At 72.5% G+C, this 11,640-nt stretch carries 13 protein-coding genes; 7 read left to right on the top strand and 6 right to left on the bottom strand.

Annotated features, from left to right (window positions below; all coding sequences use genetic code 11):
* The coding region (locus MXD58_RS10230) for an ATP-dependent helicase (RefSeq protein ID WP_250609249.1) at window positions 1–991 on the bottom strand (991 nt) is incomplete at its 3' end.
* A gap of 144 nt (window positions 992–1,135) precedes the next feature.
* Here MXD58_RS10230 and MXD58_RS10225 point away from each other — a divergent pair.
* Window positions 1,136–1,909, top strand: coding sequence for an SDR family NAD(P)-dependent oxidoreductase (locus MXD58_RS10225; protein WP_248836810.1), 774 nt, complete (start codon window positions 1,136–1,138; stop codon window positions 1,907–1,909).
* Window positions 1,910–1,969: 60 nt separating this feature from the next.
* Here MXD58_RS10225 and MXD58_RS10220 read toward each other — a convergent pair whose 3' ends face one another.
* Entirely contained in the window at window positions 1,970–2,356 is a 387-nt protein-coding gene (locus MXD58_RS10220) for an MGMT family protein (RefSeq protein WP_248836811.1), read from the bottom strand.
* 157 nt (window positions 2,357–2,513) lie between these two features.
* Window positions 2,514–3,686 carry an adenylyltransferase/sulfurtransferase MoeZ gene (gene moeZ, locus MXD58_RS10215; RefSeq protein WP_248836812.1) on the bottom strand — a complete coding sequence of 391 codons (1,173 nt, stop codon included), beginning with the start codon at window positions 3,684–3,686 and terminating at the stop codon, window positions 2,514–2,516.
* Between the two features lie 228 nt (window positions 3,687–3,914).
* Here moeZ and MXD58_RS10210 point away from each other — a divergent pair, with 228 nt between their 5' ends.
* On the top strand, window positions 3,915–4,088 hold the full coding sequence (locus tag MXD58_RS10210) for a CsbD family protein (RefSeq protein ID WP_248836813.1): 174 nt from the start codon (window positions 3,915–3,917) through the stop codon (window positions 4,086–4,088).
* Between the two features lie 230 nt (window positions 4,089–4,318).
* Here the strand turns inward: MXD58_RS10210 and ku are convergent, their stop codons facing one another.
* Window positions 4,319–5,485 (bottom strand): non-homologous end joining protein Ku, encoded by a 1,167-nt coding sequence (ku, locus tag MXD58_RS10205; RefSeq protein ID WP_248836814.1) that lies wholly within the window; start codon window positions 5,483–5,485, stop codon window positions 4,319–4,321.
* A gap of 215 nt (window positions 5,486–5,700) precedes the next feature.
* Here ku and ligD point away from each other — a divergent pair, with 215 nt between their 5' ends.
* From ligD to MXD58_RS10185, 4 genes are all read left to right on the top strand, one after another.
* On the top strand, window positions 5,701–6,642 hold the full coding sequence (ligD, locus tag MXD58_RS10200; protein WP_248836815.1) for a non-homologous end-joining DNA ligase: 942 nt from the start codon (window positions 5,701–5,703) through the stop codon (window positions 6,640–6,642).
* A gap of 113 nt (window positions 6,643–6,755) precedes the next feature.
* Window positions 6,756–6,956: an Rv3202a family protein gene (locus MXD58_RS10195; protein WP_248836816.1), complete on the top strand. Its 201-nt coding sequence runs from the start codon at window positions 6,756–6,758 to the stop codon at window positions 6,954–6,956.
* 213 nt (window positions 6,957–7,169) lie between these two features.
* Complete coding sequence (locus MXD58_RS10190; RefSeq protein ID WP_248836817.1) at window positions 7,170–7,895, top strand: TetR/AcrR family transcriptional regulator; 726 nt, start codon at window positions 7,170–7,172, stop codon at window positions 7,893–7,895.
* 159 nt (window positions 7,896–8,054) lie between these two features.
* Window positions 8,055–8,279: a DUF3107 domain-containing protein gene (locus MXD58_RS10185; RefSeq protein WP_248836818.1), complete on the top strand. Its 225-nt coding sequence runs from the start codon at window positions 8,055–8,057 to the stop codon at window positions 8,277–8,279.
* Window positions 8,280–8,402: 123 nt separating this feature from the next.
* Here MXD58_RS10185 and MXD58_RS10180 read toward each other — a convergent pair whose 3' ends face one another.
* Window positions 8,403–9,095 carry a ferritin-like fold-containing protein gene (locus tag MXD58_RS10180; protein ID WP_248836819.1) on the bottom strand — a complete coding sequence of 231 codons (693 nt, stop codon included), beginning with the start codon at window positions 9,093–9,095 and terminating at the stop codon, window positions 8,403–8,405.
* A 413-nt stretch (window positions 9,096–9,508) separates the two neighbouring features.
* Here MXD58_RS10180 and MXD58_RS10175 point away from each other — a divergent pair, with 413 nt between their 5' ends.
* Window positions 9,509–11,101 (top strand): DEAD/DEAH box helicase, encoded by a 1,593-nt coding sequence (locus MXD58_RS10175; protein ID WP_374615920.1) that lies wholly within the window; start codon window positions 9,509–9,511, stop codon window positions 11,099–11,101.
* A 130-nt stretch (window positions 11,102–11,231) separates the two neighbouring features.
* On the opposite strand, the gene MXD58_RS10170 is transcribed toward MXD58_RS10175, so the two are convergent.
* The coding region (locus MXD58_RS10170) for a hypothetical protein (protein ID WP_250609247.1) at window positions 11,232–11,640 on the bottom strand (409 nt) is incomplete at its 5' end.

Below are 11,640 nucleotides of genomic sequence, written 5' to 3'. Positions count from 1 at the left end.
CCAGCAGCGGGCCCGGCGCCATCCGCCGGCAGGTGCGCAGCGCGACGATCGGCGCCTGGCCGCCGCCCGGCGCGCGGAACCGCTGGGGGAAGTCGAGCAGGCCGGCGACCTCCGCGCCGCGGAAGGCATAGATGGACTGGTCCGGGTCGCCGAACGCGATCAGATTTCCCCCGCCGCCGGCCAGCGCCCGCAGCAGCCGTTCCTGGGCCGGGTCGGTGTCCTGGTACTCGTCGACGAAGACGTGCTGGTAGCGGGTCCGCAGTTCCTCCCCCGCCGCGGCGCCCTCGGCGACGAGGGCGGCCCGGTGCACGAGGTCGGCGTAGTCCAGCGCGCCCTCGAAGCCGAACACGTCGAGGTACATCTCGTAGAACTCGGCGAGGGCGGTCCATTCCGGCCGGGCGGTGCGCCGCGCCAGCTGGGCCAGACCCACCGGCTCCAGCCCGACCTCGCGGGCCCGCGCCAGCAACGCCCGCACCTCCTCGGTGAACCCGCGGGTGCCCAGGCAGCGGGCCAGCGACTCCGGCCAGGCCGGCCGGCCGTCCTCCCGCGAGCCCTCGACGAGCTCCCGCAGCCGGCTGTCCTGCTCCGGGCCGGACAGCAGCCGGAACCCACCGCTCGGCGCCGGCCGGTCATGCGCCCGCAGCACGGCCAGGCACCAGGCGTGGAAGGTCCACGCCTGCGGCCCGCGCCCGGCGCCGGTCGGCCCGAGCCGCGCGGTGATCCGCTCCCGCAGCTCCGCCGCCGCGCGCCGGCTGAACGTGAGCACCAGGATCGACCGCGGGTCCGCCCCCGCCTCGACCCGGGCGGCGACCGCCTCGACGAGCGTGGCGGTCTTACCCGTACCGGGCCCGGCGAGCACCAGCAGCGGGCCGCCCGGATGCTCGATCACGCGCCGTTGGGCCGCATCCGCCGCCAGCGGCCTGGGCACGGCGAGCGGCGCGGCGACCAGCCGGTGACCGGTGCGCGGCGCGGCGGCGGGCGGCGAACTCACCCCGACAGCACATCACGGGCGTCCGACAGTTACGCATGCACCCACGCTGCTGGCGATCTGACGGTGTACTGATCGTGACGAGAGAAACGCCGGTGCGGGGCCACCCCTGGGCGAGCCCGATCGGTGACGTGTTCACTCCTCTGAATGGACGTGACACTGGCAAAAATTATGACCGAATACAGCGGAAATGTCGTACTCGTCACCGGTGCGGCCTCGGGCATCGGCGCCGCCTGCGCCCGCCGACTGGCCGACTCGGGCGCCCAAGTCGTGGTCACCGACAGATACGGCGACCGGGTCAAGGACGTCGCCATCGAGATCGAACGGGCCGGCGGGGAGGCCATCGCCATCGAGGCGGACGTCACCGATCCGGACGCCCTCGAGCGGGCCGTGCAGGCCGCCGTCGACACCTTCGGCAAGCTCGACCTGGCCCTGAACAACGCCGGGATCACCGCCAGGCGCGAGCCGGTCGGCCTGACCGCCGCCGACGACTGGCAGCGGGTCCTCGACGTGAACCTGTCCGGGGTCTTCTACAGCATGCGCGCCGAGATCACCGCGATGCTGCACGGCGGCGCCGGCGGCTCGATCGTCAACATGGCGTCGGTGTTCGGCACCGTCGGGTTCGCCGGGTCCGCTCCGTACGTCGCCGCGAAGCACGGCGTCATCGGCCTGACCAAGACCGCGGCACTGGACTACGCCACCCGGGGAATCCGCGTGAACGCCGTCGCGCCCGGCTTCGTCGACACCGAGCTGATCCAGGTCGACGGCCGGCCGCAGCGCGGCGCGGCGCTGCTCTCGCCGATGAACCGCCTGGGCACCGCCGACGAGGTCGCCGAGGTGGTCGCCTTCCTGCTCTCCCCACGCTCCTCGCTGGTCACCGGCAGCGTCTACCTCGCCGACGGCGGCATGAGCGCCCGCTAGCACCGTCTCCGGGCGCTGGTCACTCCAACGGGCTTGGTGCGGCGCGGACAGGGCCGCCGGTCACCTGCCGTCCCAGCGGGCGGCCCTGATGTCGACGCGTTCGCCGCAGGGGCCCAGTGGGGTGTCGTCGGCGCGCAGGCGGCGTAGCGCCTCGGCCGGGTTGGCCGGGTTCGGCTCGCCGGTCGAGCGGATCACCCGGTGCCAGGGCAGATCGTCGTCGCCGTAGCGGGACAGCACCGCGCCGACGGTGCGGCCCGACCCGGCGCCGACGTACTCGGCGATGTCGCCGTAGGTCATCACCTTGCCCGGCGGGATCCGGGCGACGGCATCGAGCACCTCCCGCGCGTGCGGACTCGGTTCGGCGCCGCCGAGCTGGATCCGGGTGCCGAGCCCCGCCGACAGGCTCGCCGGCGGGACGTCGCGGCGCGCGCGGGGCCGGCCGCTCACGCGGAACCGCTCATCTCGGACGCCTCATGCCAGCCCGGAGCTACCGACGGGACCGGACCGCGCCACGACCGGACCGCGCCACGACCGGCACCGGCACCGGCACCGGCACCGGCACACGCGCGCGGACCGGTGCGGCGAACCTGCGCGGAGCTGGCGGTCAGTAGACCGGCAGGGACTTGTCGACCTGGGTCGCCCAGGCCGTCACGCCGCCCTGGACATGGACCGCGGAGGCGAACCCGGCACCCTTGAGGGTCGCGAGCGCGTCGGCGGAACGGACCCCGGACTTGCAGTAAACGACCACCCGACGGTCCTGCGGCAGCTCCGCGAGGTGCGCCGGTAGTTCCGCCTTGGGGATCAGCCGGGCGCCGGGGATACGGACGATCTCCCATTCGGCGGGTTCGCGGACGTCGATCAGCTCGAGGGGCTCGCCGGTGTCCAGCCAGCCCTTGAGCTCACTCGCGGTGATCGTGGAACCGGCGGCGGCGAGCTGCGCCTCCTCGGACACCACCCCGCAGAACGCCTCATAGTCGATCAGCTCGGTGATCGACGGGTTCTTCCCGCACAACGGGCACTCCGGGTCCTTACGAACCTTGATCGCCCGGTAGGTCATCTCCAGGGCGTCGTAGACCATCAGCCGGCCGACCAGCGGATCACCGATCCCGGTGAGCAGCTTGATGGCCTCCGTGGTCTGGATGGCCGCGATCGACGCGCACAGCACGCCGAGCACGCCGCCCTCCGCGCACGACGGGACCATCCCCGGCGGCGGTGGCTCCGGGTAGAGGCAGCGGTAGCACGGGCCGTGCTCGGACCAGAAGACACTGGCCTGGCCGTCGAACCGGTAGATCGAACCCCACACGTACGGCTTGCCGAGCAGCACGGCCGCGTCGTTGACGAGGTACCGGGTGGCGAAGTTGTCGGTGCCGTCGACGATGAGGTCGTACTGGCTGAAGATCTCCGTGACGTTGGAGGTGTCCAGCCGGGTCTCGTGCAGCACGACGTTGACGTACGGGTTGATGTTGCGGACCGAGTCGGCCGCGGACTGCGCCTTGGACCGGCCGATGTCGGACTGGCCGTGGATGATCTGGCGCTGCAGGTTGGACTCGTCAACCGTGTCGAACTCGACGATGCCGAGCGTCCCGACGCCGGCGGCGGCCAGGTACATCAGCGTGGGCGAACCGAGCCCGCCGGCGCCGACGGCCAGCACCCTGGCGTTCTTGAGCCGCTTCTGACCGTCCATCGCGACATCCGGGATGATCAGATGCCGCGAGTACCTGCGAACCTCGTCGACGGTCAGGCCCTCGGCGGGCTCGACCAGGGGCGGTAGGGACACGCTTGCTCCTCGCGTTCGCTGTCGTTCTTCGACGATGCCACATCGGCGCGTGGCGTCGTCGCGAATGAGCCATCCGTTCCGGGACCGGTGCTCGACGGGCGCTCGCCGGCCCCGCACGACGCCCCATCGGTGCAGCGCGGATCGGGCGGCTGGTGTTCCCGCAATGTCGATGGGTAGACCGCTGACGACCGACCGTGCAGGTACCGCAGACACTGGGAGTTGAGCGCGATGTCCTTCGCCGACAAGGTCAAGAACAAGGTGAACGAGCTGCGGGGCCGGGGCAAGGCGAGCGCCGGTCAGGCCACCGGCAACCATGACCTGCGCGCCGAGGGCCGGGGCGAGCAGAGCGTCGCCGACCTGCGCCAGGCCGGCGAGAAGGTGAAGGACTCCTTCCGCCGCTGACCGGCACCCCACCGCGACCTCGACCACGACCTCGACGGATCGACGCGCCTGACGGCGATCTCCGCGCCGGCCGTGACACGCGGACGGCCGAGCCGGCACCCGACCCTGGGGGGCCGGCTCGGCGACGCGCCGGGCGGCGGCCGCATCTCACTTCCGCGGTCGGCGCGGCTGGAGCAGTAGCGATCCTCGGTGGATCCTCATCTGGCGAGCCGAAGATCCACGGGAAGCGCCTAGGCGGAGCGGCGGGACCGTTCCGTGGAGCGGGGCGGCGCCGATTTCGGCCCGCCCGACGTCGACCCGGCCGACTTCGATGGTCGCGACGTCGACCCAGCCGACTTCGACCCAGCCGACTTCGACCCAGCCGACGCGGACTTCGACCCAGCCGACGCCGACTTCGACCCAGCCGACGCGGACTTCGGCGCGGCGCTCTCCGACGTTTCGGACTTCTCCGCAGAGGCCGCCTTCCCGTCGGCAGACGTCGACTTCGCCGCGGCGGAGGCAGCGGACGTGGACATCGCGGCGCTCGACGGCGACGACTTTCCCGTTTTCCTTGGTCTCGGACTGCCCGCAACCCCGTCCGAGCTGGCGCTGGCGCCGTTCGGGCTGTCGCTGGCGCCGTTCGGGCCCTCGCCGCGGGCGGCGGCGATGCTGGCGCGCAGGGCGGCCATCAGGTCGCCGACCGGTTCGGACGAGGCGGCCTCCGGCGGGCCGACGACGTCGCGCCCGGCGACCTTGGCATCGATGACGGACTGCAGCGCCTCGCGATAGGAGTCGGTGAACCGGGTGGGGTCGAAGTCGGCGGAGAGGGTGTCGATGAGCGAGCCCGCCATCGCCAGTTCCTGCGGGCGCACGGTGACCTCGTCGTCGAGGAACGGAAAGTCCGGCTCACGCACCTCGTCGGGCCACATCATCGTCTCCAGGACGAAGACGCTGTCACGCACCCGGAGCGTCGCGAGTTGCTCGCGTGAACGCAGAGCTATCTTCACCAGCGCGACACGGCCCGATTCGGCCAACGCGTCGCGGAGCAGGACGTAGGGCTTCGCGCCGGTGCGGTCGGGCTCGACGTAGTAGCTCTTGGCGAAGTAGATCGGATCGACCTGCTCCAGCGGCACGAACTCCAGCACGTCGATCGCCTTGGAGGTGGACAGCGGCAGGTTCGCGAAGTCCTCGTCGGTGAGCACGACGGTCTGGCCGTCGGGCAGCTCGAAGCCCTTCGCGATGTCCGCGTAGGTGACCTCGTCGCCGTCGGCCTCAGCCACCCGCCGGTACCTGATGCGGGATCCGTCCGAGCGCCTGACCTGGTGGAACGCCACGTCTCGTTCCTGGGTGGCGGAGTAGAGCCGAATGGGTATCGACACGAGGCCGAAGGAGATGACACCCTTCCAGATCGAACGCATGTTCGCCCCTCACGTCGATTACCCACTATGGTGACCCACCGGACGCCCACGAGTAAGCCAGATCGACGAAACGTCCGAAGTTATCAGCAGTCACCACCAGTTCGGCAACGGATCGCGATCGGAGTACATCAAGACCACATTGGCCGGTCACGATGAGTCCTGATTGGAGGGGGTGAAGGCGTGACGACGAGTCGACCGGCGCGGACGCCGCGGCGGTGAGCGGGGACGCGACGGCGGATCAGCCGGCCGTGGAGGTGGACGGCCGGCGGTTGCGCCTGTCGAACCTCGACAAGGTCCTCTACCCGGCTGACGGCTTCACGAAGGCCCAGGTCATCGACTATTACCACCGGATCAGCCCGGTCGCGGTGCCGCATCTGGCCGATCGGCCACTCACCGTCGTGCGGTTCCCGAACGGCGTCGAGGCGTCGAGCTTCTTCACCAAGAACGCGCCGTCGCACCGCCCGGACTGGACGACGGTGGCGACGCTGCCCTCCCCCGGATCGTCGAAGGACCGCTCGACCATCGACTACCTGGTCGCCGGCGACCGGGCCACCCTGGTCTGGCTGGCCAACCTGGCGGCGCTGGAGCTGCACACGCCAATGTGGCGGATCTCCACCGGCCGGCCCGATCTCGTCGTCGCCGACCTCGACCCCGGCCCGGGAACGACGGCGGTCGACTGCGCGAAGGTGGCCCTGCTGCTGCGCGAGGTCCTGCCGGGACCGCTGTGCGTGAAGACCAGCGGGTCGAAGGGGCTGCAGGTGTATGGCCGGGTCACCGACGGGCGGACCTCGATGGAGGTGCGGGCCGACATGCGGTCCGTGGCGACCCGGCTGCAGCGCGACCATCCCGATCTGGTGGTCGCGAACATGCGCAAGGACCTGCGCGGCGGGCGGGTGCTGCTCGACTGGTCGCAGAACAACCCGGCGAAGACGACGGTGAGCGTCTACTCGCTGCGCGGCCGGGAGCGGCCCACCGTGTCCACCCCGGTGACCTGGGCGGAGGTCAGCGACTGCCGTCGACCCGAGGATCTCGTCTTCACCGCCGCCGACGTGCTGCGCCGCGTCGACGAGCACGGCGACCTGTTCGCTCCCCTGCTCGGCGGCCCGCCCGCAGCGGACGGGGAGGCCCGGACGGGCAGGTCCGACGATTGCGCGTGAGACCGGCCGATCCCGGGCACATCGCGGTCCGGACCCTCGCGGGTCTGGACCGTCCACAGCGGGTGGCGCGCCGCCGCGCGGCACCCCACCGACGAGCGCAGGAGGACGTTCCCATGGGAGCACCGACCGACCCACCGAGTTCCGGGCTGCCGCTGGAGACGCCGGACGCCGACGCCGCCGAGCAGGCCAGGGAGGTCCGTCCGCCGCAGCAGGGCCCGCCGGTGGTTCCCGCCGCGTCGCCGGCCGAGGTGGACGAGTTCGACCTGGTCGAGCAGAGCATCATCGTCGAGACCGACGAGGACGACTACCGCTGATCCACGCCCGGCCCGCCGAGGCCGGGCCACCCGCCGGCGGCAGGTGCCACGCGTCCGTCGCCGGCAGGCCGGCGGCCCAGAGCGAACCTGCCGTCCGCTGTGCGAAAGTGGGTCTTCCCACCTGGTCCCGCACAGGTGCCGCGTCGGCGCCGCAGCGCCGGGCACCCGGGTCCGCGCGGATACTGTTGACCAGATCGATCAGGAGGTGTGCCGGTGACCGCTGAGCCAGCCTCGCCCGGCACGCGCCCGGGCAGGACGCCCCGGCTGCCTCGCACCGCCCGGCGCTTCCAGCTCCTCGGCGCCGCCCGCGAGGTCTTCGTCGCGCAGGGATACCACGCGGCCGCGATGGACGAGATCGCCGAGCGCGCCGGCGTCAGCAAGCCCGTTCTCTACCAGCACTTCCCGGGCAAGCTGGAGCTCTACCTGGCGCTGCTGGAGGAGCACTCCACCCAGCTGGTGACCAGCGTCCAGGAGGCGCTCGAATCCACGTCGGACAACCACACCCGCATCGTCCGGTCGGTGCAGGCGTACTTCGACTTCGTCAACGACCCCTCGGGTGCGCACCAGCTCGTGCTGGAGTCCGACCTGCGCAGCGAGCCGGCGGTGCGCCAGCTCATCGAGACCGCGTTCGCCCGCTGCGTGCGCGCCATCGCCGCGACGATCGTCGCCGACACGGGGCTCACGCAGGACGAGGCCGATCTGCTCGCCGTCGGGCTGGTGGGCCTCGCCGAGACGACCTCGCGCTGGTGGCTCGTGCGCGGCGGCACGGTGTCCAAGGAACGCGCGGTGGAGTCGATGGTCGAACTCGCCTGGCGCGGCATCAGCGGCTATCCCCGCCAGGATCGCCACCCCGGGCAGCCGGCCGAGGCCGACGGCGCGGACGGCGCCGGCGGCCCGCACGAGGGTGCCGGGCCGTGGCGGGCGGCGCCCGGGCCGTGACATCACGGCAGGCCCGCGTGTACCACCGGTGGTGTGCCCGGAGCGAACACGCCGCACCTGCCCCGGTGGAGAAGTCCCGGAAGCCATAGTGTGGGCGGTGATCCAAGCTCGTCGGCGGGTGTCCGCCGGCGTGCAGTCCGACGAAGGCGGAGGTCATCGGTGGAGGTCAAGATCGGCGTGCGGCAGAGCAACCGGGAGCTGGTGCTGGAGAGCGACCAGTCCGCGGAGGCCGTGGCCGCGCTGGTGGACGAGGCTGTCAAGGCCGACAACGGCGTACTGACCCTCGCGGACGACAAGGGTCGCCAGGTGGTGATTCCCATCGCCTCCCTGGCCTACGTGGAGATCGCGGCGAACTCGGGCCGTCGGGTCGGCTTCGGCGCCTGACCGCGAAGTGACCGTGGGCCGGCCGGGCGGGTAGAACCCCGCCCGGGCCGGCCGCCGCTGTTCGTGGCCCCGCCGATGCGCTGCCTGCGCTCCGCTACCTCCGGTCCGCTACCTCCGGTCCGCTCAGGCGGACAGGCTGAGGGCGGCCATCCGGGCGCTGTGCGCCGCCATGATGCGGTTGAAGATGCCCGCCAGCGCGTCCAGGTCGCCGACTCCCACGAGCAGGCCGGTGAGCGCGTCGCGGTCCACCCCGACCCGCTGAGCCTGGGTGAGTGCCTCGCCGACGAGCCGGCGGGCCCACAGCGCGAGCCGGCCGGCGACGATGGGGTTCTCCCCGATCGCGGCCCGCACCCGCTCGACCGCGAACGCGGCGTGCCCGGTGTCGTCGAGGACCCGCAGGACCAGCTCGCGGGACGGCGACGGCAGGCGGATGGCGATCTCCCGGTAGAAGTCCGCGGCGATGTTGTCACCCACGTACGCCTTGACGAGGCTCTCCAGCCAGTCGGCCGGCGCGGTGGAGTTGTGGAACGCGGTCAGCGGCGCGACGAACGGCGCCATCGCCGACTCCCGGGTGACCCCGATCCGGTCAAGTTCCTCACAGATCGCCTGAAAGTGGGAGAACTCGGCCGCTGCCATGGCGGCGAGGGCCATTTTGTCGCCGAGGGTCGGGGACATCCGTGCGTCGGTGGCGAGCCGTTCGAAGGCGGTCAGCTCGCCGTAGGCGAGCAGGCCCAACAGGTCGACTGTGGCCTGGTCAGGGGCGGCCGCCCCGTCCGGTGCCGGCGTGCCGGACGGCGGGGAGGATGTCTTCGTCACCGCGCGATTCTGGCATCCGCGGGCGGCGGCGGTCGCGATCCTCGGCGAAGGAGCCCCCGTCTCGGCCTCCGAGCCGCTATGCTAGTGCGTAGCCAGGGGTCGTTATGTCACCTCGGCTGCCGCGTAGCAGGGCGTCGCCTCGTCACCTGTGCACCCAGAGTTGCCGATGAAGGGCACCGGGCACACGGACATCGGGTCGCGGGCGCCTCGCGGCTCACCGCGAGCGGGTTCAGCGTAGACACCGCTCAGAGAAGACCAGGAGCGTCCCGCTGTCCGTCACAACCGCAACTTCTTCGGCTGAAACACCCGCGATCAATCCGCAGAGCGACGTCCCCGCGACTCCGGCCACGCCGACCTTCGCGGAACTGGGCGTCCGCGCCGAGACGGTCCAGGCGCTGGCCGAGGCCGGCATCCTGCGCGCCTTTCCCATTCAGGAGCTCACGCTCCCCCTCGCCCTGGCCCGTAACGACATCATCGGCCAGGCCCGCACCGGTACCGGCAAGACCCTCGCGTTCGGCATTCCCGTCGTGCAGGCGGTGCTGGCCCCCGGCGAAGGTGCCGACGGCCGCCCGCAGGCCCTCGTCGTCGTGCCGACCCGCGAGCTGTGTGTCCAGGTCACCTCGGACGTGACCCGTGCCGGCGCGGGCCGCGGCGTACGGGTGCTGTCCGTCTACGGCGGCCGCGCCTACGAGCCGCAGCTGACCGCGCTGCGCTCCGGTGTCGACGTCGTGGTCGGCACGCCCGGGCGCCTGCTCGACCTGGCCCGCCAGCGCGTCCTCGACCTCGCCGCCGTGCGCACCCTGGTGCTCGACGAGGCCGACGAGATGCTGGACCTGGGCTTCCTGCCCGACGTCGAGCGGATCATGGCCCAGCTGCCCGATGGGCGCCAGACCATGCTGTTCTCGGCGACCATGCCGGGGCCGGTCATCTCGCTGGCCCGCCGGTTCATGCAGCGCCCCGTGCATGTCCGCGCCGAGCAGCCGGACGAGACCCGCACGGTCCCGACGACGCACCAGCACGTCTTCCGCGCGCACGCGCTGGACAAGATGGAGGTGCTCGCCCGGGTCCTGCAGGCCGCCGACCGCGGCCTGGCGATGGTGTTCGTGCGCACGCGACGCACCGCGGACAAGGTCGCCGAGGAGCTCGACAAGCGCGGCTTCGCGGCCGCCCCCGTGCACGGCGATCTCGGGCAGAGCCAGCGCGAGCAGGCGCTGCGCGCGTTCCGTGCCGGCAAGGTCGACGTTCTGGTCGCCACCGACGTGGCCGCCCGCGGCATCGACATCAGCGGCGTCACGCACGTCGTGAACTACCAGTGCCCCGAGGACGAGAACGTCTATCTGCACCGCATCGGCCGCACCGGGCGCGCGGGCGAGAGCGGCACGGCCGTCACCTTCGTCGACTGGGACGACCTGCCCCGCTGGACGCTGGTGAACAAGGCTCTCGGGCTGCCCTTCGAGGGCCCGCTGGAGACCTACTCGACCTCGCCGCACCTGTTCGAGGCGCTCGACATCCCGACCGGGGCGACGGGCACCCTCCCGCACGCGGCGCGCACCCGCGCCGGCCTCGACGCGGAGGACCTCGAGGACCTCGGCGAATCGCGCCGTGGACGGCGCGGATCGCGCCCCGAGCGGGAGAAGACCCGGACCGAGAGCCCGGAGCCGGCGCAGCCTCGTACCCGTGCCCGTCGGCGCACCCGCGGCGGCGGCGCCGCGGCGGCCGCCACCGGCCTGACCATCGCCGATGACGTGACCGTCGCCGGCACGAGCGTCGACACCGGCGACCTCACCGTGCCTGTCACCGAGGGCGACGCGCCGCTCGGTGCCGTGCGGGACGACCGGGTCGTGTCGGCGCTGACCTCCGAATCCGGTGAGTCGACCCGTCGACGCCGTCGGCGTGGCAACCGCGGTCGCGGTTCCGGCCCGATCCGCGCCGAGGGAGCCGACCTCGGTGAGGTCGACGCCGACCGGATCTCCGTGGACGACTCTCCGCGCGCCGAATCCGCCTGACTGGTCCCGCCCGCGGCCGCCGCGAAGCGGCCGCTGGAGGAGGACCCGACGCGACGGTACTGACCGCCGCGACCCTCGCCCCGCCCACGTGGCCCCGGGCCGGCGAGGGAACCCGGTGCTCGCCCCCGAATCAGCCGGCCGGTCGCAGCTGCAGCGCGAGTCGCACCCAGCTCACCCGCCGGCAGACCGGGCAGCGCACCAGCGAGAAATGCCGCTGGCGCATCACCGGCAGGTGCAGGCTGGGCGTCAGCGCCCGCAGCGCCCGCCAGGTTCCGAGCAGACACGTCTCGCCGCAGCGGGAACAATCGACGCGCAGACCCGCGACCGGGGCCGGGGCCGGACGCATCCCGCTGTAGAGGACGCGCTTGCCATGCGCGTCGCGACCGACGATCGAGCCCGCGACGGCAGGCGCCGCCGGCAGCCGGTCACCGCGCCGGTGCAGCCGGTCGAACCCGGCCGAGGCACGCTGCTGCGTGGACGACCGCGGCCCCGCCGGTCCTGGCGTCACTTCCCGCTCCGGTCCGCGCCGACCGGTACCG

This window comes from Frankia sp. AgKG'84/4 (assembly GCF_023242965.2).
In the GTDB taxonomy this organism is placed as follows: domain Bacteria; phylum Actinomycetota; class Actinomycetes; order Frankiales; family Frankiaceae; genus Frankia.
The sequence above is the reverse complement of the archived record's forward strand: the minus strand, read 5'-3'. Positions and strand labels throughout refer to the sequence as shown.

What these genes read in the sequence shown, in the direction of transcription:
- MXD58_RS10195 (WP_248836816.1), top strand. Translation starts at nt 6,756, where the DNA reads ATGGGAGCACCGACCGACCCACCGAGTTCCGGGCTGCCGCTGGAGACG.
- MXD58_RS10210 (WP_248836813.1), top strand. Translation starts at nt 3,915, where the DNA reads ATGTCCTTCGCCGACAAGGTCAAGAACAAGGTGAACGAGCTGCGGGGC.
- MXD58_RS10225 (WP_248836810.1), top strand. Translation starts at nt 1,136, where the DNA reads ATGGACGTGACACTGGCAAAAATTATGACCGAATACAGCGGAAATGTC.
- ku (WP_248836814.1), bottom strand. Translation starts at nt 5,485, where the DNA reads ATGCGTTCGATCTGGAAGGGTGTCATCTCCTTCGGCCTCGTGTCGATA.